21 protein-coding genes, 1 pseudogene and 1 riboswitch are annotated in these 22810 nt (G+C 71.7%); of the genes and pseudogenes, 10 read left to right on the top strand and 12 right to left on the bottom strand.

Going from position 1 to position 22810, the window contains the following annotated elements; translation table 11 throughout:
• Positions 1–103 precede the first annotated feature (103 nt).
• From ACTOQ2_RS18490 to ACTOQ2_RS18480, 3 genes are all read left to right on the top strand, one after another.
• Complete coding sequence (locus tag ACTOQ2_RS18490; protein ID WP_440100802.1) at positions 104–358, top strand: hypothetical protein; 255 nt, start codon at positions 104–106, stop codon at positions 356–358.
• Positions 359–586: 228 nt separating this feature from the next.
• Positions 587–790 (top strand): cold-shock protein, encoded by a 204-nt coding sequence (locus tag ACTOQ2_RS18485; RefSeq protein ID WP_049562746.1) that lies wholly within the window; start codon positions 587–589, stop codon positions 788–790.
• A gap of 223 nt (positions 791–1013) precedes the next feature.
• Entirely contained in the window at positions 1014–3251 is a 2238-nt protein-coding gene (locus tag ACTOQ2_RS18480) for an NACHT domain-containing protein (protein ID WP_440100800.1), read from the top strand.
• Between the two features lie 23 nt (positions 3252–3274).
• Here ACTOQ2_RS18480 and ACTOQ2_RS18475 read toward each other — a convergent pair whose 3' ends face one another.
• The 3 genes from ACTOQ2_RS18475 to ACTOQ2_RS18465 all read right to left on the bottom strand — a co-directional run bounded on the left by ACTOQ2_RS18475 (position 3275) and on the right by ACTOQ2_RS18465 (position 4299).
• Positions 3275–3706 carry a hypothetical protein gene (locus tag ACTOQ2_RS18475; RefSeq protein ID WP_440100799.1) on the bottom strand — a complete coding sequence of 144 codons (432 nt, stop codon included), beginning with the start codon at positions 3704–3706 and terminating at the stop codon, positions 3275–3277.
• Between the two features lie 122 nt (positions 3707–3828).
• Entirely contained in the window at positions 3829–4098 is a 270-nt protein-coding gene (locus ACTOQ2_RS18470) for a hypothetical protein (protein ID WP_440100797.1), read from the bottom strand.
• Between the two features lie 24 nt (positions 4099–4122).
• On the bottom strand, positions 4123–4299 hold the full coding sequence (locus ACTOQ2_RS18465) for a hypothetical protein (protein WP_440100796.1): 177 nt from the start codon (positions 4297–4299) through the stop codon (positions 4123–4125).
• 601 nt (positions 4300–4900) lie between these two features.
• On the opposite strand from ACTOQ2_RS18465, the gene ACTOQ2_RS18460 reads away from it, so the two are divergent.
• From ACTOQ2_RS18460 to ACTOQ2_RS18450, 3 genes are all read left to right on the top strand, one after another.
• Positions 4901–6064, top strand: a complete 1164-nt coding sequence (locus ACTOQ2_RS18460) for a CaiB/BaiF CoA transferase family protein (protein ID WP_440100794.1) — start codon at positions 4901–4903, stop codon at positions 6062–6064.
• 49 nt (positions 6065–6113) lie between these two features.
• Positions 6114–7610: a carboxyl transferase domain-containing protein gene (locus tag ACTOQ2_RS18455; RefSeq protein WP_440100792.1), complete on the top strand. Its 1497-nt coding sequence runs from the start codon at positions 6114–6116 to the stop codon at positions 7608–7610.
• 117 nt (positions 7611–7727) lie between these two features.
• A complete protein-coding gene (locus tag ACTOQ2_RS18450) occupies positions 7728–9263 on the top strand; it encodes an MFS transporter (RefSeq protein WP_440100791.1) in 1536 nt (511 codons plus the stop codon).
• Between the two features lie 115 nt (positions 9264–9378).
• Here the strand turns inward: ACTOQ2_RS18450 and ACTOQ2_RS18445 are convergent, their stop codons facing one another.
• The 8 genes and pseudogenes from ACTOQ2_RS18445 to ACTOQ2_RS18410 form a co-directional block, all read right to left on the bottom strand.
• The gene (locus ACTOQ2_RS18445) at positions 9379–9810 is read right to left on the bottom strand and encodes a hypothetical protein (protein WP_440100790.1); all 432 of its coding nucleotides are present in this window, start codon (positions 9808–9810) and stop codon (positions 9379–9381) included.
• Positions 9807–10268 carry a hypothetical protein gene (locus tag ACTOQ2_RS18440; RefSeq protein WP_440100788.1) on the bottom strand — a complete coding sequence of 154 codons (462 nt, stop codon included), beginning with the start codon at positions 10266–10268 and terminating at the stop codon, positions 9807–9809. The genes ACTOQ2_RS18445 and ACTOQ2_RS18440 overlap by 4 nt, the downstream gene beginning before the upstream one ends.
• Before the next feature lie 10 nt (positions 10269–10278).
• On the bottom strand, positions 10279–11073 hold the full coding sequence (locus tag ACTOQ2_RS18435) for a carbon-nitrogen hydrolase family protein (RefSeq protein ID WP_440100786.1): 795 nt from the start codon (positions 11071–11073) through the stop codon (positions 10279–10281).
• Positions 11070–12104 (bottom strand): DUF418 domain-containing protein, encoded by a 1035-nt coding sequence (locus tag ACTOQ2_RS18430; protein ID WP_440100784.1) that lies wholly within the window; start codon positions 12102–12104, stop codon positions 11070–11072. Before ACTOQ2_RS18430 ends, ACTOQ2_RS18435 begins: the two co-directional genes overlap by 4 nt.
• Before the next feature lie 160 nt (positions 12105–12264).
• Positions 12265–12438, bottom strand: coding sequence for a hypothetical protein (locus tag ACTOQ2_RS18425; protein WP_440101121.1), 174 nt, complete (start codon positions 12436–12438; stop codon positions 12265–12267).
• A 130-nt stretch (positions 12439–12568) separates the two neighbouring features.
• Positions 12569–13366 (bottom strand): annotated as a pseudogene (locus ACTOQ2_RS18420) (MFS transporter); the annotation flags it as partial.
• A 230-nt stretch (positions 13367–13596) separates the two neighbouring features.
• Positions 13597–15039, bottom strand: coding sequence for an extracellular solute-binding protein (locus tag ACTOQ2_RS18415; RefSeq protein ID WP_440100782.1), 1443 nt, complete (start codon positions 15037–15039; stop codon positions 13597–13599).
• 48 nt (positions 15040–15087) lie between these two features.
• Positions 15088–17091, bottom strand: coding sequence for a substrate-binding domain-containing protein (locus tag ACTOQ2_RS18410; RefSeq protein WP_440100780.1), 2004 nt, complete (start codon positions 17089–17091; stop codon positions 15088–15090).
• Positions 17092–17303: 212 nt separating this feature from the next.
• Between ACTOQ2_RS18410 and ACTOQ2_RS18405 the strand changes: the two genes are divergently transcribed.
• From ACTOQ2_RS18405 to ACTOQ2_RS18395, 3 genes are all read left to right on the top strand, one after another.
• The gene (locus ACTOQ2_RS18405) at positions 17304–18500 is read left to right on the top strand and encodes a pyridoxal phosphate-dependent aminotransferase (protein WP_440064117.1); all 1197 of its coding nucleotides are present in this window, start codon (positions 17304–17306) and stop codon (positions 18498–18500) included.
• Positions 18501–18510: 10 nt separating this feature from the next.
• A riboswitch (ZMP/ZTP riboswitch) is annotated at positions 18511–18593 on the top strand.
• A gap of 14 nt (positions 18594–18607) precedes the next feature.
• The gene (locus tag ACTOQ2_RS18400) at positions 18608–19531 is read left to right on the top strand and encodes a bifunctional 5,10-methylenetetrahydrofolate dehydrogenase/5,10-methenyltetrahydrofolate cyclohydrolase (RefSeq protein ID WP_440101107.1); all 924 of its coding nucleotides are present in this window, start codon (positions 18608–18610) and stop codon (positions 19529–19531) included.
• A 220-nt stretch (positions 19532–19751) separates the two neighbouring features.
• Entirely contained in the window at positions 19752–20255 is a 504-nt protein-coding gene (locus ACTOQ2_RS18395; RefSeq protein ID WP_344749122.1) for an RICIN domain-containing protein, read from the top strand.
• A 207-nt stretch (positions 20256–20462) separates the two neighbouring features.
• Here the strand turns inward: ACTOQ2_RS18395 and ACTOQ2_RS18390 are convergent, their stop codons facing one another.
• Complete coding sequence (locus ACTOQ2_RS18390) at positions 20463–22154, bottom strand: MFS transporter (RefSeq protein ID WP_440100778.1); 1692 nt, start codon at positions 22152–22154, stop codon at positions 20463–20465.
• Between the two features lie 81 nt (positions 22155–22235).
• On the opposite strand from ACTOQ2_RS18390, the gene ACTOQ2_RS18385 reads away from it, so the two are divergent.
• Positions 22236–22796 carry a TetR/AcrR family transcriptional regulator gene (locus ACTOQ2_RS18385; protein WP_440100776.1) on the top strand — a complete coding sequence of 187 codons (561 nt, stop codon included), beginning with the start codon at positions 22236–22238 and terminating at the stop codon, positions 22794–22796.
• Positions 22797–22810 lie beyond the last annotated feature (14 nt).

Genomic DNA, 22810 nt, shown 5'->3' with positions numbered 1-22810 from the left:
AATCTGTGATGTAAGTCGTGGATTATCCAGATCAGAAGCCTTTTAATTCATGATCGTTTGATACGTTTGTATCGTTCTTGGGTCACACATGAGGAGGTTCGCGATGAACGAGGCCTGGTACCGGCTGGGAATGCTCTTGGTGCTCGCCGCGGGTGTCTGGGAGGGGCCGATAGCGATCATCTTCCGGGCGTTCACCGACAAGGCCCCCAACGCCCTGACCGCGGCCAACTACCTGCCCGCCCCTTGGTGCCACCTCGCGGCGGCGGGCGCGACGGTCGCAGCCCTGGCCGTGGTCGCGGTTCTGGACGCCGCGCACAAGCGGGTCCTGGCTCGCGAGGAGCGGCCGGGCGGCAGGTGATCGTCACCGGTTCCGTGTTCCGGCCGGGCGGACTCGTGTGTTGGTCCGGACAGGTGCTAGCCTGAACGTAGTTGCGGTTGTGGTACCCATGAAACTTTGTGTGCACCTGACGGATAACCCTTCAGGTGCATTTTGTTTTCCCGGTCATCTCCGGATGGGCTCATCGCGGCGACGCGAGATTCACGCGGTGTGGATCTCGGCTCTGCCCCCTATCGAAGGAGAATGATCATGGCGACTGGCACCGTTAAGTGGTTCAACGCGGAAAAGGGCTTCGGCTTCATCGAGCAGGACGGCGGCGGCGCCGACGTCTTCGCCCACTACTCCAACATCGCCGCCCAGGGCTACCGTGAGCTGCAGGAGGGCCAGAAGGTCTCCTTCGACGTCACGCAGGGCCAGAAGGGCCCGCAGGCGGAGAACATCGTTCCCGCCTAGTAGCACAGGCACATCACGGGCCGGGGCCCGCACCTTTCTCAAGGTGCGGGCCCCGGCTCGTGTCGTATCCCCGTCCGTACGCCGGGATCCACGGGGTGCCGGGGACGGGAACCCCGCCGGAACGCCCCATCGAGACCACCGGGCAGAGGTGATATCCGGTCCCGGCGATCACGATTTACCCGTATCCGATGACCGGCGGCCAGACAGACGCGACGATTGCGGCGTGAGGCCACGCACGCCGCCATGGCGGCTGATAGTCGCCGCGTTCGCGATCGCGGCGCTGGCGACCCTGGTCGCCCTGGTCGTCCGGGCTCTCGACTTCGACGCCAAGGTCAACATCGCCGAGGTGGCGGCGGTGCTCCTGCCCGCGGCAGTGACGGTCGCGGGGGTGTTGGCGTGGTACCGGGGTCATGCGGCCCGGGCCGCGGCGCTCAGGGCCCCGCCGGGCGAGGACATGCTGGCCGAGGCCAGGGACGTGCTGGCCCACCTCGTACGGCGGCAGTGGCGCGAGGAGTCACGGCTGCGATCTCTGGACGACCCCGTACCGATCCCGGTCGCCTGGCAGCTCAGCGTCAACGCGGCCCTGATGAGCGCGCCGCGCCTGATCAGCCAGGGTGAGCCGGGCTTCGCCGTGAACAGCGCCGACATCGTCGGCCTGGCCGAGAAGTTCCGCGCGCTGTCCCGGCGTCGGCTGGTCATCACGGGCGGGAGGGGCATGGGCAAGACCACGCTGGCGGTGCAGCTGCTGCTGCGCCTGGTCGCCACCCGCGCGGCCGACCAGTCGGCCGCTGGTGACGGGGAGATCGTGCCGGTCCCCGTGCTGTTCCCGATCAGCGGCTGGGACGTCCGCGCCCACCCGCGCCTGCACGACTGGCTCAAGGTTCGCCTGGCCCAGGACTATCCCGCGCTCGCCTCTCCCGCGCTGGGACCGGACGTCGCCGCCGCGCTGGCCGAGCGCGGCCACATCCTCCCCGTGCTGGACGGGCTGGACGAGCTTCCCGAACAGGCCCGTGCCGAGGTCATCGAGGCGCTGAACGCGTCACTGGCCACCGGCGACCAGCTCGTTCTCACCAGCCGTACCGCCGAGTTCGCCGCCGCCGTCGGTCGCGCCGGCCGGGTGATCACCGGCGCCGCCGTCATCACTCCCAGGCTTCTCAGCCCCGCGACCGCTGTCGACTACCTGAGAGCCTGCCTGCCGGCCGATCCGCCGGAATCATGGCGGGAAGTCCTGGCCGCGCTCGCTGCCCGGACCACCCCCGGCCTGACCGAGCTCGCCTCCACCCCGCTCGGCCTGTGGCTGATCCGCGCCGTCTACATCGCGCCCGGCGCCGACCCCACGCCCCTGACCGGAGCATTGGGCGGCGACGCCTCCGCGCTGCGCTCTTCCATGCTGGACCAGCTCATCCCGGCGCTCATCAAGGCCCGCCCGCCCAGCGACGACCCCGCCGACCACTTCCGGCCCCGCACCCGGCTCGACGCCCTCGCCACCCGCCGGTACCTGGCCTACCTGGCGTTCCACTTCCAGCCCACCACCCGTGACATCGCCTGGTGGCGCATCGCCGGCACCGCCTCCCACGGCTTCCGGCTGGGTGTGCGGCTCGCGTTCGGGCTGCTGGCCGGCCTCGTGCCGGGGATCGTGATCGGGCTCATGAGCGAGGGCTTCGCGAACGTATGGGTGGTCGGGTCGGCGAGCACGGTCGCGGTCGGGCTCGGGGTGGGGTTCGCGGCGCGCTCCTGGTTCGACGAGCCACCCGGCTACGCCGAGCTCCGCCTGCGAGGGAGGACCCTCCTTCTGCTCCGCTCGCTGGGCAGGCATCTCGCACGCTGGCTGGGTGCGGTGCTGGCATTCGCGCTGGGGGCGACGATCGCCGCCGAGATCGTGGCCGCGGTCTTCGAGGTCGAGGCGGGCTTCGAGGTCGGGGCCTCGCTCGCCTTCTCGTTCGGGCCCCTGCTGGCGTTCGGCGGCGGGCTCGCGGTGGGGCTGGTGAGGTGGGCGGAGCAACCCACCCTCACGCTGGTCAGGACGCCGGTCTCCAGCTGGCGCGCCGACAGGGCCCTGACCCTGCTTCGGGTGGCCGCGGGGGCGGTGTTCGGCTCGGCGGCGACGTACCTGGGCGGGATCGCGCTCTTCGGCGTCGAGAACGACGGTCTCCTTGACCTCCTCGCCGGGCTCGCGGCGGCCGTGATCGTCGGCTTGGTGTTCGGGCTGGTGGCCGGGCCGATCGTCGGGAGGCATCACGCGTGGCTGGTCTGCGTCCTGTCGGTGACCGGGCTGGCCGCGGCGGGACGGCTGCCCTGGGGGATCATGCGCTTCCTCGACGACTGCCACCGGCTGACGCTGCTGCGCGCCGCCGGGCCCGTCTACCAGTTCCGCCACGCCGAGCTGCACGACCATCTGGCCGCCGTCCACACGCGGACGAGAACGAGCCGCGCGCCGGACGAGGCGGCCCCGGGAGGCTGATCGCGAGGCCGGGATCGCCCGGCTCATGTCTCGTAGGCGAGCGCTTTTTGCAGATGGAAGTCCGCGATGTCAAGCATCCACTCCCGGTCGGGGAAGTCGCCCTCGGCGATGCGAAGCGGGCCGCCGACCAGGTCCAGGTGCATGACGTACTGGTAGTACGTGACCCGTCGCGGGTCGAGGTCCGGGTTGCGGAGCGCCTCGTAGTGCGGGCCGAAGCGCATCCGCATCCAGCAGTGCTCCACTTCGATGTCGGCGTACATCAGGCCTTTGATGTCGATGATGACGGGCTCCCCGTCCGGCCCGACGAGCGTGTGCTCCGCGCAGCGCTCGCCGTGGACCACGCCGAGCTCCGCGCGCGGTTCGAGTGCGGTCTGCAGGGTGCCGAGCTTCTCCCGCAGCATCGCCTCGCCCTCGGCCGCGCGGGCGTCGCGGGACACGGCGGTGGCGAGGTTCACCAGCGCGCGCTCCAGGAAGGGACACCAGCAAGAAGGACATTCGTGCCTCGTGCCGGGAGTCGATGGGGACGCGTCCTCGCGGGCACGGCGTCCCGGCCTTCGTGCGGACGGCCGGTCGCGTCTTACCCGCCGCAGATGGAGTAGCGCCTGCTGCTGCGGTAGTCGTGGATCAGCCAGCCCTTCTCGGTCTTGCTCAGGGTCAGGGTTCCCAGCCTGTTGGGGGTCTCCGACGGCTTCTCGCCCTCGGGGAGGGGCCATCCCTTGCCGCAGTATCCACTGACCTCCGCCTGGGTGCCTTCCGTCTTGAGGCCGGAGGGAACCATCTTCCGATAGGCGTCCGCGTCGGTGATCTTGCCGTGGAACAGGTTGACGGCCTGTTCGCAGGTGCTCATCTCGTTCTCGCGCGCGAACAACTCCTACGCGGCCGGCGACATCAGAGCGCAGGCGTCCTCGCCCTTGTCGTCGGCGATGAACGCGGTGAGTCTCGTCAACGTCTCCTGCGGCGTGTCCGCCCCTTCGGGCTCACCGCTGCCACAGCTTGCGACGGCCAGGGAGGACAGTAGAAGGACGAGCGGCAGGCGGTACGGACGCATGTTCTCCCCATCGAATGGCCAAGTAGTGCAGTCGCCGCCGACCTTATCTATTTTTATAGGGATTTATCTGTCTTTTTACTGGCATCTATAAATATGGGAAAGTCTTATTGATGTAGATAAGCAGGTCTTTAGTGGCGAAAGTTACATCAATGACACTTCGTCCGTATCAGGTTTCGCGCGAGCCGATCAGGGGCTGTGGCCGAGCCGGGCCGACGTCCGTGGTCGGCCGCGATCAGGGGGCACAGGTCAGGTGCTTGACCGCCGAGGACGAGCGGCTCACCCAGGCGCGGCATGGAAGGGCTCTCGGATCTCCGGCCTACTGGTCCGCGGTGGTCGGTCCGCCTGGTCCGCCGGAGTGTCCGATGTCGCGCCTGGGTGAGCCGGTACGTGGGTGACCCCAGGTCTTCCCGGCCGAGGCCATGAGGGAGATCGTGACGAACACGTCTCATGATCTCGCCCCCTCCCGTCCCGCTCGGTGACGGTATGGGAGATCATGGGTGTGCCCCCGTCCGGATGTCGTGCCAAGTGGTCTCATGGCAAACGGGCCGGGAACGGGGAGCCCTTGCCGGCCGGGCCGGCCGCCACGCACCGGAGGTTGATCTTGCAGGGAGCACTCGGCGACATCGTCGTCCTCGATCTCTCTCGCGCGCTCGCGGGCCCGCACGCCGCGCAGATGCTCGGTGACCTGGGCGCCCGGGTGATCAAGGTGGAGCATCCCGCGGGAGGTGACGAATCGCGGGGCTGGGGCCCGCCGTTCGTCGGTCCTGACCAGGACATCTCCACCTATTTCCTGGCGGCCAATCGCAACAAACAGTCGATCGCCGTCGACCTCAAGTCCGCCGAGGGCAGATCGCTCGTCGAGCGCCTGGTGCGGCAGAGCGACGTGCTGGTGGAGAACTTCCGCACCGGCGTCATGGACCGGCTGGGCTTCTCCGTCGAACGGCTGCACGAGCTCAACCCCCGCCTGGTCATCCTGTCGATCACCGGTTTCGGCCATGACGGCCCGGAGGGCGGCAGGCCCGGTTACGACCAGATCGCGCAGGGCGAGGCGGGGCTGATGAGCCTGACCGGCCCGTCGCCCGAGGAGCCGTACCGGGTGGGCGCCTCGGTCGCGGACCTGCTCGGCGGTATCCACGGCGCGTACGGGGTGGTCGCCGCGCTCTACGAGCGGGAGCGGACCGGGCGGGGCAAGGTGGTGCGGACCTCGTTGCTGGCCGCGGTGACCGGGGTGCACTCCTACCACGGGACGGCCTGGACGGTCGGCGGCCAGGTGCCCCGGGCGGGCGGTAACCACCACGCCTCCATCGCCCCGTACGGCGCCTTCCGCTGCGCCGACGGCATGATCCAGATCGCGGTGGCGAACGACACGCAGTGGCACAAGGTCGCTGCCCTGCTCGGGTTGGACGTCGAACCATATGTCGCCAAATACGCGTCCAACCGGGAAAGATTTACGCATCGGGATGAGCTGATCTCCGACATGGAGCGGGCGCTCACCAAGCACGACCGGGCCCACTGGCTGGCCGCGCTCGGCGAGGCCGGGGTGCCCGCCGGGGCCGTCAGGTCCCTCGACGAGGTCTACGCCTGGGACCAGACCCGTTCCCAGGGCCTGGTCGTCGAGGTGGACCATCCCGTGCTCGGCACCATCGAGCTGCCCGGACCGCCGCTCCGCTTCGACGGCGACCCTCCCCTGCGCCACGCCGCCCCGCCCGCTCTCGGCGAGCACGACGACGAGGTCCTCGCCTGGCTGGAGGCGCGCGAGCGATGACAGGCACACCCCCCGTCCACACCCGGACGCCGTCCCGCGGAGCGCGGGTATGACCCCGGCACGGCCCGGCGCGCGCACGCTGATCGACACCTTCCTCGACCCGGGTACGTGGCGGTCGTGGGACGAGCCGCCCGCCGACCCCGCCGCGCCCGGCTCGGGGTACGCCGAGGAGCTGGCCGCGGTCCGGGTCAAGACGGGATACGACGAGTCGGTGATCACCGGGGAGGGCCTGCTGGACGGGCGCCGGGTGGCGATCGTCGTGTGCGAGTTCTCCTTCCTGGCCGGTTCGATCGGGGTGGCCGCCGCCGAGCGGCTCACCGCCGCGGTCGAGCGGGCCACCGCCGAGGGGCTCCCGCTGCTGGCCGCCCCCGCCTCGGGCGGAACCCGGATGCAGGAGGGCGCGGTGGCCTTCGTTCAGATGGTGAAGATCACCGCCGCGGTGGCCGCGCACCGCGCCGCCGGGCTGCCGTACGTCGTCTACCTGCGCCATCCCACCACCGGAGGCGTCTTCGCCTCCTGGGGGTCGCTCGGGCACGTCACCGCCGCCGAGCCGGGCGCGCTGATCGGGTTCCTGGGACCGAGGGTGTTCGAGTCGCTGCACGGCTACCCGTTCCCCGAGGGCGTCCAGGTCTCCGAGAACCTCTTCGCCCACGGCCTGGTCGACGCGGTCGTGTCGGCGGAGGACGCCCGCCGGGTCGCGATACGGGCGCTCGCCGTGCTGTGCGCCCCCCGCCGGGACCTGGATCCGGGGCCCGAGCCGGACGAGCGGGTCCCGACGGTCCAGGCGTGGGACGCGATCAGCCGCTCCCGCCGCGACGACCGTCCCGGGGTGCGGGCGCTGCTCAAGCTCGGCGCCTCCGACGTCACCCCGCTCAACGGCACCGGCGTGGGCGAGAACGACCCCGGGCTGATCCTCGCCCTGGCCAGGTTCGGCGAGGCTCCCGCGATCGTGCTCGGCCAGGACCGGCGGCACCAGCGGATCGACGCCCCGCTCGGCCCGGCCGGGCTCAGGGTCGCCAGGCGGGGCATGCGCCTCGCCTCCGAGTTGGGGCTGCCGCTGGTCACCGTGATCGACACCGCCGGGGCCGCGCTGTCCAAGGCGGCCGAGGAGGGCGGCCTGGCGGCGGAGATCGCCCGTTCGGTGGCCGATCTGGTGATGCTCGACGCCCCGACGGTGTGCCTGCTGCTGGGGGAGGGGGCGGGCGGTGCCGCGCTCGCGCTGCTCCCCGCCGACCGGGTGCTGTGCGCCCAGCACGGCTGGCTGTCGCCGCTGTCTCCCGAGGGGGCCTCGGCACTGCTGTACCGGAGCGTCGACTTCGCCCCGGAGATCGCCGCGGCGCAGGGGGTGAGGTCCACCGACCTGCGCAGGGACGGCCTCGTCGACCGGATCATCCCGGAGTTCCCCGACGCCGCCTACGAGCCGGAGGCGTTCTGCGTCCGGGTCGCGCGCACCCTGGAACACGAGATCGCGGGACTGCTGGGCCAGGCCCCCGCCGACCGCCTCGCCGCCAGGCTGGCCCGTTACCGGCGGCTCGGCGTGAGCTGAGAATCCCCGGCCCGGGGGACGGCGGCATCACCCGTACGGATGCCGGACGCCCCCGGGGCCCGGAGGTGGCCGTCGGCGGTTGACCTCAACTCTGGTTGAGGTCTCATCCTGATGACCATGACCGATCCGACCACGCCCGCGAAGCCGATCACGCCGACCACGCCGACCGCGCCGGTTACGGCCGGGCGGCGGGAGTGGGCGGGCCTCGCCGTGCTGGCGCTGCCCGCCCTCCTCGCCTCCCTCGAACTGACCGTCACCAACCTCGCGTTACCCGCCATCGGCAGGGATCTGGCGGCGAGCGGCACCCAGTCGCTGTGGATCGTGGACGTCTACGCCTTCCTGCTGGCCGGGTCGCTCATCACCATGGGCGCGCTGGGCGACCGGATCGGCCGCCGCCGGTTGCTGCTGATCGGGGCGGTGGCGTACGGCCTGGCCTCGGTCCTGGCCGCCTACGCGCCCGACGCCGGGAGCCTGATCGTCGCCCGGGGGCTGATGGGTGTCGCCGGATCGACGCTGATGCCCTCCACACTCTCCCTGGCCACGTCCATGTTCTCCGATCCGCGGCAGCGGGCGACGGCCATCGGGATCATCGTCGCCAGCGTCTCGGGAGGCACCGCGATCGGCCCGCTGGTGGGGGGGTGGTTGCTGGAACGCTTCTGGTGGGGGTCGGCGTTCCTGCTGGCCGTACCCTTCATGGCGGTGCTGCTGGTCGCGGGCCCGCTCCTGCTGCCGGAGCGCAGGGACGCCGCCGCGGGGCGGCTGGACGTCGCCGGCGCGCTGCTGTCACTGGGCGCGGTGCTGCCGCTGGTCTACGGGCTCAAGCGGATCGCGGCCGACGGCCCGGAGGTGACGTCCGCGGTCGCGGTCGTGACCGGGCTCGCGCTGGCGGCGGTGTTCGTCCGCAGGCAGCGCACGCTGGCCGATCCCCTCGTCGATCTGCGGCTGTTCGCCGGACGGACGTTCAGCGCCGCGGCCGCCACGCTGGCGCTCGGCATCTTCGTGCTGTGGGGTTCCAACTACGCCGTCGCGCAGTACCTGCAGCTGGTGCACGGCCTGTCGCCCCTGGAGGCGGGCCTGTGGACGGCGCCCTCGGCGGCGGGGGTCATCGCCGGCTCCCTCCTGGCCCCCCGGATCGCGCGGAGGATCCCGCCTTCCATCGTGATCGCCACGGGCCTGGCCGTGTCCGCGGCCGGCTATCTCGTGCTCACCCGGACGCAGGGGACGGGCGGGCTCGCCGTCCTCGTGTCCGGTGCCGTCGTCGTCTCCGCGGGGCTGGGGCCGATGATGGCGCTCGCCACCGACCTGGTCGTCGGCTCCGCGCCGCCTCGCCGGGCCGGTGCCGCGGCGGCGATCGCCTCGGTGGCGCCCCAGTTCGGCGGCGCGCTCGGCATCGCGGTCCTCGGCAGCGTCATCACCGCGGTCTACCGGAGCCGGATCTCACCGGCGGAGGTTCCCGAGGCCGCCCGCGACAACCTCAACGCCGCGGTGGCGGTCGCGGGGAGCCTTCCCGGACGGCTCGCGTCCGGACTCCTCGACACGGCGCGCACCGCGTTCGTCCAGGGCTTCCACCTGACCGCTGCGATCAGCGCCGTCCTGATGGCGGGCGTCGCCCTGCTGGTGGTGATCCTGCTCCGCGAGGACGCCGGGCGATGAGACGCTCCCGGCCGATCGACGGGCCGACCGGCAGACCGACGGCCGACCGGCGGTCGGGCCCGGCTCGCGGCTCCCGGCCGGCCGGTGAGCCCGCCCCGCGGGTGCGCCGGGAGCGTTACGGCTCGGCGCCCTCCGGGGCGAGCGGGACGGGCAGGCGCTCGATCCTGATGGAGAAGACCTCGTCGCGGGGGACGACGACCTCGTACGCCCCGTGGTCGACCATCCAGTAGCCCAGTGCCTCGGCCTTCATCCCGCTGTGCCCGGTGTAGGCGATGTGCAGGCTCTCCTCGCCGTTCTCCTCGGAGACGTCGAGGACCAGGCACGGCTCCCCGCCGAACGCGCCGACCGTGCGGACCAGCACCAGCCAGTCGAGGTCCTCGCGGGCGACGACCAGCCGCCAGTAGCCGGAGGCCGCCTCGAAGCCCTTCTGCGCCTCCTCGTTGAACAGCACCACCTCGGCGCTGCCGGGCCCGAGGGCCGCGGCGTACGTACGGCCCAGGTAGCGGGCGGCGAACCCCGAGGCCACCGGCTCGATCTCGGCGCTCATGAGGCGGGCCGCCAGCTCAGGCCGTCGTAGAGGCCGAAGAGGCGCTCCTCGCCGGGGACCACGTGGATGATCTCGGCCCCCGCGGGGATCGGCATGGGCGTGGTGTGGAACTGCGGCACGACGTGCTCCCGCGAGGTGGTGAAGCCGTTTCCGGTGAAGGGCGGTGAATCGTTCCAGTCACCGCCCATGTGCGGGCCGTACGGCACGACGTAGGCGTCCATGTCGCGGGCGAACCAGCGCATCAGATAGATCTCCGGGACCGTCGCGGTCAGCTCCGAGCCCTCGAACCCCAGGTCGAGGCCGGCGAAGAGCTGCGCGGGGGTGGTCAGCTGCGCGCAGTCCTGAACCCGGTAGACGTACCCGGAGATCACGGTGCGTCTGCCGGCCAGATAGGGCACGAGCAGCCGAGGCGGTATGACCTTCTGCATCTGCGTTCTACGCCCAGGTGGCTCACTCACGGTCGGCATTTTACGATCTGCCGACCTGGAGCCGCCGGTGTTCCAGGCACGGCAGGGCATTCCGGGTGGCAATCGTGATCTGCGCGTCGATTTCGCACGTCTGTACGGCGGCTGTGGGTCCCATATCGGTGCGTACCACTCCCATCGGATCGACCAGCATGCTCCGCCCGATCCCGAAGCCGTCGCGGGCCTCCGGGTTCGGCGCCTGGCCCACGGCCGCGACCCAGGTGGTGTTCTCGATCGCGCGGGCCCTGACGAGGGTGGTCCAGTGTTCTTCCTTCATCGGCCCCGAACCCCATGCGGCGATCACCGCGAACATCTCGGCCCCCAGGTCGACCAGGGCCCGGGTGAGCTCGGGGAAGCGGATGTCATAGCAGGTGACCAGGCCCACCCGGATCCCGGCCAGCTCCACCACGACCGGCGTGTCGCCCGGCGCGACCAGCTCGGACTCGCGGGCGCCGAAGGAGTCGAACAGGTGGATCTTCCGGTAGGCCGCCTCGATCGAGCCCGAGGGGCCGATGGCGACCGCGGTGTTGTGGACCCGGCCCTCGCCGGGTTCGAACACCCCCGCGATCACCGACAGGCGGTGCTCCCGCGCCGCCTCGGCCAGTCCGGTCACGAACGGCCCGTCCAGCGGCTGGGCGAGGTCGGTGACGCGTTTGCCGTACCGGGTGAGGGCGGCCTCCGGGAGGATCGCCAGCCCGGCGCCGCCCGCCGCGGCCTCGGCGAGGGCGTCGCGGGCACGGCTGAGGTTGGCGGCGGGGTCTTCGGCCACCGGGATCTGGCAGAGGGCGATGCGCGTCACGGATGTGACCCTATCCGTCTGTTCGGCACTCGTTCCAACCACGTGAGGCTCCGCCACGCCCATTCCAGCGGCCCGTACCTGAACCTGGCCAGCCACGCGCGGCTGAACAGCACCTGAAGCGCCAGGACGGCGACGGAGAGCGCCACGCCGGCGAGCCGGGTCGTGTCCGCGACGAGCAGGGGTACGAAGACCAGGATGATCGGGGTGCTCACCAGATAGTTCGTCAGCGCCATCCGGCCGAGCGGGGCCAGCACCGCCAGCAGCGGGTCGCGCAGCCGGGTCCGCAGCAGGAGCAGCATCCCGGTGCCGTAGGCCGTGGCGACGGCGAGCCCGGCGGCCGGGTGGACGTACGCGCGGAAGAGGAGGGGGTCCTTGGCGATGCGCACCCAGAGCCAGGTGAGCGTCACGCCCAGCACCGCGCTCGCCACGAACGCCGGCGGCAGCAGCCACCCGGGCGGCGGGCGCTCCATCAGGACCATGCCCAGCAGGAACAGGCCGGGAACGAGGATGATCCCGCCGCCCTGGTACACCGCCCACGCGGTGAGGGCGACGCCCAGCACCGCCACCGCGGGCCGGGGGAGGAACGAGGCGGGCAGCAGGACCAGCGCCCCGAAGATCGCGTAGGGAAGGAGCACCTCGCCCGAGTTGAAGATCTGGTGGACCGCGCCGAGGGCGGCGAGCACCGCCAGCCTGCGCAGCAGCACGGCCCAGGGGTGTTCGGTCCGGTCGGCCGCCGACCTCAGGAAGAGGACGAAGCTCAGCCCGAACAGGAACGAGAAGATCGGGTAGAACCTGCTCTGCAGCAGGTTGTCGATCGCCCAGTCGACCGCGTTGCGATCGGACTCGCCCAGGTGGTCACGCGTGTGCTGCCAGGTGTTGACCACCATGATCCCGCACACCGCGAAGCCGCGGAGCGCGTCGAGCGCGTGGAGCCGGGCCGCTCCGGTCGGTTGCGCCGCTCCGGCCGGTCCGGCCGGTGAGGCTGCTCCGGCCGGATCGATCGGATCGGTCGGCTGGGTCGGTCGGGTCACAGCAAATAGACGTACCATCCCATAATCACCTACGCATAGACGACCCACCCGGTTGCCGGCGCCCGGACCGGATCGCGCGGCCGGTCCGACGGCGCGGCCGGCCATCGCGAGAGAAATTCGTTCCGGGGGCGCGGGCACGGCGCTCGGCGGTGACCGGCTCTCACGCCGGCGGGCCGGTGAGCGCCTCCAGCCTTTCCGTGATCCGGGCGACCACCATCCGCTGCGCGGGGTTCAGGGCGTCGCGCAGGTACTGCTCGAAGAGGCCGTACAGCTTCCCGTCGATGAGGTCGATGCCCCCGTCCCACCCGGTGAACTCGGCGAGGATCGTCCCCAACCGGTCGGTGAAGTCCTCGACGAGGCGGTCGGCGACCGCCGGATCCGCGTCCGCGTCCAGTCGCTCGAAGCGCCGGGCGTGACCCGCGTGTCCCCAGAGCGGCGTAGAGGCCGCCGCCCACGAGGGTTCCAGCGGCGATCGCAGTGAGCACGAAACCGAGTGTCTCCGGGCGGCCGATCAGCGTGAAGTGCGCGGGCAGGACGATTCCCCGCAGGGAGACGATCACGGTGATCAGCACCAGGTTGAGCATCGTGACCGCGAGCAGGAACCGGTCGCGCCGGAACAGCACCCGCCAGCCCTCCTTCAACAGCCCCCACCCCGAAGCGGGCGGAGACACGGGGGTGGCCCCGGCGGGGATCACGCCGACGTTCCTCGGGATCAGGAGCGTGAGCATCGCCGCTGCGGACGAGGTGCCGGCCGTGATCCACAGCACCATGGACCCGTCGAACAGGGCCAGCAGACTCCCGGCCGCGGCCGGCCCGATCACCATGATCAATGCGCCGAGGCCCTCCCTGATGCCCATGAGCCGGTGCGCGGGGATGCCGCCGTTCCGCACGATCGCGGGCAGGAGCGCCTCGCGGGCCGTCATCCCCGGCACGTCACCGACCACGCCGACGATGCCGAAGAGGATGAGCCACCCCAGGTTCAATCCGGTCACGAGGTCGACGACGGGCAGGGCGGCCAGCGACGTGGCGGAGACCAGATCGGTGATCACCGACGACGTGCGCCTGTTGATCCGGTCGATCACGACGCCCATGACCAGACCCGAGACGAAGGCCGGCACCGCGGTGGCGGCGGAGAGGACTCCCGCGGAGAGGACGCTTCCCGTCGTCTGCAAAACGATCAGGGGAAGAGCCACCGCGGTAATCGAGTTTCCCAGCAACGACAGGGCGTACGAGGCCAGGTAGATCAGGGGAACGGGCTTCATGCCCCCAGTGGAAACCATGACCTTACGTCGGGGGCAAGTGCCGGAGCCGGGGCGGGTTCGAGCGACCGGGGCCGTCGATGAGCTGCGCCGCGCGGGCCGTGCCGGTGACGCGGGGCCCGGATCGGGTTACCGGCGAGCGGTGCGTCCCGTCATCGCCGTCGCGCCGGCCGGGCCCGCGAAGGCGGGGGCGGGCGCCGGAGCGCCACCGGCCGTGGAGTGCGGGGGGAGGGTCAGCCGCCGGCCAGCGCTTTTCTCAGCTTGGGGGCGAGGCCGGCCGTGAACGTCCTCGCGTCCTCGCAGCCCTTCCGCCCGAGCGACCAGCAGCCGAGCAGCTCGTGGACCTCCGTGCGGAAGACCCGGCTGAACTGACTGTAGTACGGGGAGGGGGGCCGCGCCCTGGCCTGCGTCAGCGCGCGCAGCAGCGTGTCGGGCCGCACGCCCTCGGACTCGGGCTCGGCGGCGGGGGAGGGGGTGGAGCCGGGCCAGGCGGCGGGTTCGGTGGCGGGTTCGGGCGGAGTCGCCGCGGGCGACGAGCCGCCGCAGCCGCTCTCCGGCTGCGCGTAGAGCGCGGAGACCCTGGCCGGGGCGAACCCGCCGCAGTGGTAGAGCAGCCTGGCCGCCTCCCCGCCGGTCAGCGCCGCCACCAGTTGCTGCGCGGCGTCGCGCCGGACGGTGTGCCTGGAGACGGCGAGGTACTGGCCGCCGAGGACTCCCTGCCAGGGCAGCGGCGCCGCGCGGAAGGCGACCCCTCCCGACTTCGACTCCCCGGAGAGCACCTCGTGGGCGTAGGGCCAGTGCCGCAGGAACAGCGCGTGCCTCTTGCGGAAGGCGGTCAGCGACTCCGTCTCCGTGCTGCCGAGGGTCTCCCCGGAGATCACGCCGGCCCGCACCGTCTCGATGAGCCGCCCGACGGCCTCCACGCCCTCCTTCTGGGCGATCACCACGCGGCCGTTCGCGTCGACCACGTCCCCGCCGTTGGCCCAGATCGCCTCCAGGGCGTTGACCGTGAGCCCCTCGTAGGAGGCGAACTGCCCGGTGAGTCCGAGGACGGTGGAGCCGGGACCGGCGCGGCGCGCCTTCGCGAGGCCGGTCATGTCCCGCCAGTCCTCCGGCTCCCGCAGGTCGCCGAGGTGGTAGAGGAGCCCCACGTCGGTGTTGAACGGCACCGCGTACTGGACGCCGTCCCAGGCGCCCGCGGACCAGATCTGGGAGAGGAAGTCGTTGGTCCCGCCGTGCTCGGAGGTGTCGATCGGGCGCAGATAGCCCCCCTCGGCGAACTCGGGGATCCACTGGATATCGAGGTTGTACACGTCGTAGTGCCCGGCCTTCGACTGGGCGGCCGAGATCATCGCGCTGCGCTGCTCGTCCGCGACCGAGGAGATCGCCACGAAGCACGCCCGGGGCCTGCCGCCGACGCCGTTCCACACGGCCTGCAGCGCCCGCTCACGGGCCCCTCCCGAGACGTCGGCGCCGCTGGCGATGCGCAGGACGCAGTCGTCCCTGGGCGGGCCGGGAGGCGGGGTGGGCGCGGCACTCGCCCCCAGGGAGGGCAGAAGGACGAGCAGCAGGAGGAGAAGGATCACCCCGTGGCCGACCGGCTCCGCCCCGGAGGGCGTGCCCCGCCCGCCCGTCCCCCCTGAGGCGGACGTCGTGGACGGCGAGGGGCGGCTCATCGGATACCTCCAGTGTGGAGACCTCGGGCCTCGGCCCTGGGGAGGACGTCAATCGGTGACCGTCCGGAGTTCGGTGAACGCGTCGTCCAGCTTCTGGTCGGGGTCGGTGCTCGCGTCGTAGCAGGACATCAGGCCCTCGTCCCTGAGCTTCGGCAGCGGGGGCTTGGCGCAGCCGTGCAGGTCGAAGGAGAGCATCAGCAGGCGGACATCGTCGTGTTCCCTGAGGTCCCCGCCGGTCAGCCCGTGGGGGCTCCCTCCGTCGGTGAGGACGAGCACGGCCTTCCGCTCCCCGGGGTCACCGATCCTCGCCATCTGGCCGAGCGCGTTCCTGATGATGGGGCGCATCGGGGGATCGCGGTGCGAGCTGTCCCGGTAGGCCTTCTGGACGGCGGTGAGCCTGCCGGCGAGAGCCCTTCCCCCGTCGGCGACGGGCGCGAGGGGGACACCGCGGCCGTCGTCGTCAGGGAAGAACGTCATGATTCCCGTGGTCAGCTCACCGCGCCTGGACGTGACGGCGAGCTGGGCCACCTGGATCGCCGCCTCCAGCCGTGACCTGCCGTCGTTCACCCTGTTGCCCGCCATCGATCCGGAGACGTCGACCACGACGAGCACGTGGTCGGCGAGCGGGGTCGCCAGCTTGTACAGCAGCTTGGAGATGTCCGGCTTCCAGTTCGCCGCCACCGGCGCGCCCGGCCTCAGCCAGGGCGCCTTCGCCGGCAGCCTCCCGACGTTCAGACGGCCCTCGGCGTCACGGAATCCGTAGCGGGGGAGGGCCTCCCGCAGGAAGTCGCAGAACTCCCTGACCGTCCGCTCGACGGCGGGGGGCCGCCTCAGGTCCGGCCACCGCTTGGAGACGCAGGCGTACCGCATGGCGTGGCCGCCCCTCGGGTAGACGGCGGTCAGCCGCGGCGGCCTCTCCCCGGCGCTCTCCGGCGCGGAGGCGGCACCCGGCGAGCCCGCACCGGGGACGGCGCAGCCGCCCGACGCGGGGAGCGCGGGGTCGGCGCCCGACAGGGAGACGTTGAGCTCGTGGAACTGCTGTTCGGTCAGGACCATCGCGGACGTGTCGAGGGAACCCGCGTACCGGCACATCACGTCGCGGACGTCGTCGCCCGGCCGTACCTTCGTGGACAGCCCCTCCGCGCGGCCGGGGGCGGCGGCCGTGGCCATCAGGCCGACGTTGGAGGCCAGCGGGTGGGTGCGCACGACCTGCCGGGCGCCCGGCCTGCTTCGCAGCAGGTCGGCCCACTCGCGGTCTCCCGGTTTCCTGTTGGCCTCGGTGAGCTCCTCGGCGAGCTCCTCCGGCGCGGCGATGACCAGGGGCGAGGTCGCGACGACCGTCCGGGCGCCGAACGCCGGCATGCCGTCCGCGTTCCTGTCCAGGTAGTCGATCTCCTGCGGGGAGTCGGCGATCCACCCGTCGGGCCGGGCGCCCGGGGGCCGCAGGGCCGTCCGCTCCGCCGTCCGCCCGGTCGCCGGCTGGACGGGGAACGTCCAGTCGCCCAGCCGGTCCCGCACCTCGTCGGCGCGCAGCCCGCTGACGTTGATGTTCATCTGGCGGCAGCCCCACCAGTCGGCCTTTCCCGCCATGAACTCCCCGGCCGCCCGCTGGATGGCCGGGGAGGTCTCGGCGGACGCCAGGAGCGTGACCTCGTCGGGGATCTGGCAGGTGACCCACGGCTCGTCCTTGGGAACGACGGCCAGGGTGACGACGACGGTGACCAGGACGCCGGCGGAGAGCAGCCACCAGGCGTCCTGGCGCACCCACTGGGAGAACGTCCCGAGAAGGCCGTACAGCCGTTCCGGAATCGCGCGGCGCAGCCAGGCGGTGCTCTTCAGCAGGTGGCCGGGGAAAATGGTCAGTGCCGTCAGCGCGAGAATCCCGCAGACCAGGAGCACTTTCGAGACCGTGGAAATGGAGAGGGCGAGAAGCACCAGCAGTGTCTGGACGAGGGCGTTGGAGAAACCGGTCACCATCTGCCACGCGCGTTCCGTCGAGCCGGGGGTGTCCGTCGAAGGCGAGGTCTCCGCGGTCTTCTCGCTGTTCACCATCTGTCAGTCGTCTCCGCCGGTGGTTTCCCGAGACTTCGCGTTCACCCTACGTCGGGCCATCACCACCGAGAGAGGGTTTCGGTGATCCACGGAACGGGGATTCGCCGAACGAATGCCGTCCCGGCATTTCTCCGATGGCGCGGCGGCGCGAGCGGTGATCGGACGGCTTGTCACCGGGAGCCGCCGGTCGGGGCGGGACTACGCTGGAGCGCGTGAGCGATCCTCTGGTGGCGCGGATGCGCGAGTTCGGCACGACCATCTTCGCCGAGATGTCGGCACTGGCCCTGCGGACCGGCTCGATCAACCTCGGGCAGGGCTTCCCCGACACCGACGGGCCCGCCGCGATGCTGGAGCGCGCGGTGTCGGCGATCCGCGAGGGCGCCAACCAGTACCCGCCGGGGCCGGGGGTGCCCGAGCTGCGCCGGGCCGTCTCCGAGCACCGCAAGGACCACTACGGGCTCGACTACGACCCCGACGGCGAGATTCTCGTCACCGTCGGCGCGACCGAGGCCATCGCCGCGACGATCCTCGCGCTGTGCGAGCCGGGCGACGAGGTGATCGTCTTCGAGCCGTACTACGACTCCTACGCCGCCGCCGTCGCCCTCGCCGGGGCCGTGCTCCGCCCGGTCACCCTGCGCCCGGTCGGGGGCCGCTTCACCTTCGACCCCGCCGAGTTGCGCGCCGCCGCCGGGCCGCGTACCCGGGCCGTCCTGGTCAACTCCCCGCACAATCCCACCGGTACGGTCTTCACCCGCGCCGAGCTGGACGAGATCGCCCGCCTGTGCCTGGAGCGCGACCTGGTGGCCGTCACCGACGAGGTCTACGAACACCTCACCTTCGACGGCGTCGAGCACGTGCCGGTGGCCACCCTGCCGGACATGCGCGAGCGCACCGTGATGATCTCCTCCGCGGGCAAGACCTTCTCGGTCACCGGCTGGAAGACGGGCTGGATCTGCGCGCCGCCCGAGCTCGTCAGGGCCGCGCAGACCGTCAAGCAGTTCCTCACCTTCACCGCCGCCGCGCCCTGGCAGCTCGCCGTCGCCCACGGCCTGCGCCACGAGCTCGACTGGGTCTCCTCCCTGCGGGCGGCCCTGGAGGCCAAGCGCGACCGCCTGACGGCGGGGTTGTCCGCGGCGGGCTTCGAGGTCTACCGCCCCGCGGGCACCTACTTCGTGCAGACCGACATCCGGCCCCTGGGCTTCACCGACGGCCTCGCGCTGACCCGCGAGCTGCCGTCCCTGGCGGGCGTGGTCGCCATCCCGACCCAGGTCTTCTACGCCCGCCCCGAGCGCGGCAGGCACTTCGTCCGCTTCGCCTTCTGCAAGCGGGACGAGGTCATCGACGAGGCCGTGAGCCGCCTGGCCGGTCTCGGCGCGGCGGCGGGGGCGGTTCGACCCGGCGGGGGGTGATCGGGCATCCTGGGGATGACGCGACTGGCGGCTAGGGGATGGCATCAACCATCGGGGAGCTCGTCGTGGGAGTCGACCGCCTGGGCGCCCACGCCGAGAGGACGCGCATGTCCCAGTTCACAGCGAACGGCCCGGAGTCCGAGAGCGCGCCGTCCGCCCGGCTTCTCCCGGGCGGCCCGGTGGCCGAGAGGATCCTCGCCGACGTGGCCGCGCGGGTGGCCGCCCTGACCCGCGCGGGTGTCACCCCGAGCCTGGCGACGGTCCTGGTCGGTGACGACGACGCCAGTGCCGGATACATCCGCATCAAGCAGCGGCAGGCCGCCGAGCTCGGCTTCGCCTCGCCGCACGAGCACCTGCCCGCGAGTGCCACCCAGGCGGACCTGCACGCGGTCATCACCGCCTTCAACGACGACCCGGCGGTGCACGGGCTGCTCGTGCAGCACCCCGTCCCCAAGCACCTCGACTACGACCGGGCCCTGCAGGTCATGGATCCGGACAAGGACGTCGACGGCATGCACCCGCTCAACATCGGGCGGCTGGCGCTGGAGCTTCCCGGCCCGCTGCCGTGCACGCCCGCCGGGATCGAGGCGCTGCTCGCGTTCTACGACATCCCGGTGGCGGGCCGGGAGGTGGTCATCCTCGGCCGCGGGGCCACCCTCGGCCGTCCCCTGTCGATCCTCCTCGCGCAGAAGCGCCCGACGGCGAACGCCGCGGTCACCGTCGTCCACACCGGGGTGGGCGACTGGCCCCGCTACACGCGGCGCGCCGACGTCCTGGTCGCCGCCGCGGGGGTGCCGGGGATCGTCCAGCCCGAGCACGTCAAGCCCGGCGCCGTCGTCATCGGGGGCGGGGTGCGCTACGAGGGCAGGCGCCTGCTGCCCGACGTCGACGAGTCCTGCGCCCGGGTGGCCGGGGCCATCACCCCCAGGGTCGGCGGGGTCGGGCCCACCACGGTCGCGATGCTGTTCCGCAACGCGATCACGGCGGCCGAGCGCGCCACGGGATCCCTCGCGGGGGAGGGGCCCAGGTAGCCCGCCCGGAGGACGCCCGCGCCCCGCGAAACGCCGGTCGCCGTGTCGCCGACCCGGAATCGATCTCTCTGCGTGTACCTTCTGCTGCGGAGAGTGATGGCCGGGCGTGCTCGCGGGAGCGGTACGCGCGGTGCGGAGTGGATCGGGCTGGGCGGTTTCCTCCCGGTGGCGTGCGCCGCTCTCCACACTGCCGTGATTCGCAGGAAGGAGAGCATCGACGATGCGACGGAGATTCAGGGTGCTGGCGTCGGCGGCGGCGGTCGCGCTCGGTTGCGCGGGGTTCGTCCCCGGTGCGGCGACCGCCTCGGGTTCGGAGTCCGCGGCCTGGGGTCCCATTCGCAGCCACCAGAACTGGCGCTGTCTGGACGCCGACCTCGGCACCATCGGCCCGAACGGGACGAAGGTGCAACTGTGGGGCTGCAACGGCTGGGACAACCAGTCGTGGAGCTACGACGTGTCCAGTCACACGATCCACAGCAAGGAGAACGGCCGCTGTCTGGACGCCGATCTCGGCACCATCAACGCGAACGGGACCAAGGTGCAGCTCTGGGACTGCAACGGCTGGGCCAACCAGAAATGGATCTACGACGCGACGAGTCGCACGATCTACAGCATGTACAACGGGCGCTGCCTGGACGCGGACCTGGGGACCATCAACGCGAACGGGACCAAAGTGCAGCTGTGGAACTGCAACGGCTGGGCCAACCAGAAGTGGACGCTCTGACGGCCGCCGCCCGCGGGTGGCGGTACGGGCCGCATCCGCTGTTTCCTCGCGCCGGGGCCTGACCCCCGGGCGGGGAAGGGGGGCGATCCTCGCGGCGCCGCCGGGAGGATCGCCCCCGTCCAGGGGCGGGCGGCTCGGGTGAGGCGGGCGTGAGAGGGCCCGGGGCCGGCCGGAGAGCGGGCCGGTCCCGGGCGGCGCGGGGGTGTGTCACCGCCTTCCGGCGACGGTCGGCGGGGAGGCCGGATCGGTCGTGGCGGTCGGCGGGGAGGTCGGGCCGGTCGTGGCGACCGGCGGGGTGAGCGGGCCGGCCGGGTCGGCAGGCGGGACGGTCGGACCGGCGGTAACCGCCGGGGTGGCCACCGGGGTGGGGGTCCGCGCCGAGCGCAGGGGGATCTCCTTGAGCATCAGGGCGGCCACCGCGGACAGGAGGGCGATCGGGACGCCGACCACGAAGACCGCGCTCATCGCCCGGGTGAAGGCCTCCAGGATGATCTCCAGGATCGGCGCGGGAAGATTGTGGATGGCCTCGGGGGAGCCGAGGCTGGGGACCGCGCCGCCGCTCAGCGGCAGGTGTGCCGCCTTCGCCAGGGAGATCAGTTCCGCGGTGAGCCGGTTGGACAGGATCGCGCCGAAGGCCGCGACGCCCACCGCGCCGCCGAGGGAGCGGAAGAACGACACCCCGGAGGTCGCCGAGGCGAGGTTCGCGCGGGTCACCGCGTTCTGGGCGGCCAGGATCAGGATCTGCATGGAGGCGCCGAGCCCGATGCCGAGCACCGCGTTGTCGAGGCCGACGATCACCAGCGAGCTGTCGACGTGCAGGCGGGAGAGCAGGAACAGGCCGACCGCGACCAGCAGCATGCCCACGACGGGGAAGATCTTCCACCGGCCCGTCCGGCTGACGAACCGGCCGGTCAGGATCGAGGAGGTGAGCAGGCCGAGCACCAGGGGCAGGGTCATCAGGCCCGAACCGGTGGGGCTCATGCCCTTGACGATCTGCAGATACTGCGGCAGGAACATCAGCGCGCCGAACATCGCCGCGCCGACCAGCAGGGAGGCGACGGACGTGAGCACGAAGGTGCGGTTGCGGAACAGGTGCGGGGGCAGGATCGGGTCGGCGGCCCCGCGCTCGGCGACGACGGTGAGACCGAACAGCGCCAGGCTGAGCGCGCCCAGGCCGTAGGTCCACGCGGAGTTCCACTCGAACTCCTTGCCCCCCAGGGAGAGCAGCAGCATCAGCGCGGTGGTGCCGCCGGTGATGAAGGTCGCCCCCCACCAGTCGACCTTCGTGTCGCGGCGGACGAGCGGCAGCTTCAGCACCTTCTGGATGACGAAGAACGCGACCACGGCCAGAGGCACGCAGAACCAGAAGGTCCAGCGCCAGGACATGTTGTCCACGATGAACCCGCCGAGCAGCGGGCCGGCCACCGTCGAGACGCCGAAGACCGCGCCGATGTAACCGGAGTAGCGTCCTCGCTCGCGGGGCTCGACCACGTCGCCGAGGATGATCTGCGGCAGCGCGGCGAGGCCGCCGGCGCCGATGCCCTGCGCCGCCCTGGCCGCGATGAGCTGGCCCATGTCCTGGGAGAACCCGGCGGCGATGGAGGACAGCACGAAGACGACCAGCGCGACCTGGAACATGAGCTTGCGGCCGTAGAGGTCGGAGAGCTTGCCCCAGATCGGGGTGGAGGCGGTCATGGTCAGCAGGGTCGCGCTGGCCACCCAGGCGAGCTGCTCCTGACCGCCGAGCGTGCCGACGATGGTCGGCAGCGCGGTCCCCACCACGGACGTCGAGATCATCGACGTCAGCATGGCGAGCATCAGTCCGGCCAGGATCTCCAGCACCTGTCTGTGGGTGAAACCCGGTGCGGCCTCGGCCTGGATCCGTTGTTCGGTCGGCATGAACCTTCCCCCAATGCATGTACAGTACACATGAAGTTAGTAGACGCTTGTTTACTCGTCAAATCTGGAAGGATCCCGTAGGTGGATGAGACACGGCAGCGCGACAGGGAGGGCACCAGGCGGCGCATCCTCGACGCCGCCCGCCGGCTGTTCGCCGACCTCGGGTACGACCAGGTGACGATGCGGGCGATCGCCGCGGAGGCGGACGCCAACATCGCGCTGATCAACCGCTACTTCGGCAGCAAGCGGGAGCTGTTCGCCGAGGTGCTCGCGATGCAGGGGCGCTTCCCCGGCGTCCTGGAGGGGCCCGAGGAGGAGTTGCCCCGCCGCCTGGCCGAGTACGTCGCCGACCGGCTCCGCTCCGACCAGGGGAGCGTGGTGCTCGCCGCGCTCATCCGGTCGTCCAGCTCCCCGGAGATCCACGAGATCATCCGCGACCGGGTCAGCTCGGCGATCCTGGAACCCCTGTCGGCGCGGCTCTCCGGTCCCGACGCGGCCTTCCGTGCGACGATCGCCACCGCGCTCGTCACCGGCACCGGCACGATGCGCCAGCTCTACGGTCCCGACGCCGCCGCGGTCCCCGACCACGAGGCCGTGGTCGCCCGCCTCACCGCCGTCTTCGAGGCCTGTCTCGGGATATGAGGCGCAGGGCCCGT

Origin of the sequence: Streptosporangium sp. H16, from assembly GCF_051918855.1 — a bacterium.
Classification (GTDB): domain Bacteria; phylum Actinomycetota; class Actinomycetes; order Streptosporangiales; family Streptosporangiaceae; genus Streptosporangium.
This window is presented reverse-complemented; position numbering and strand designations above follow the sequence as displayed.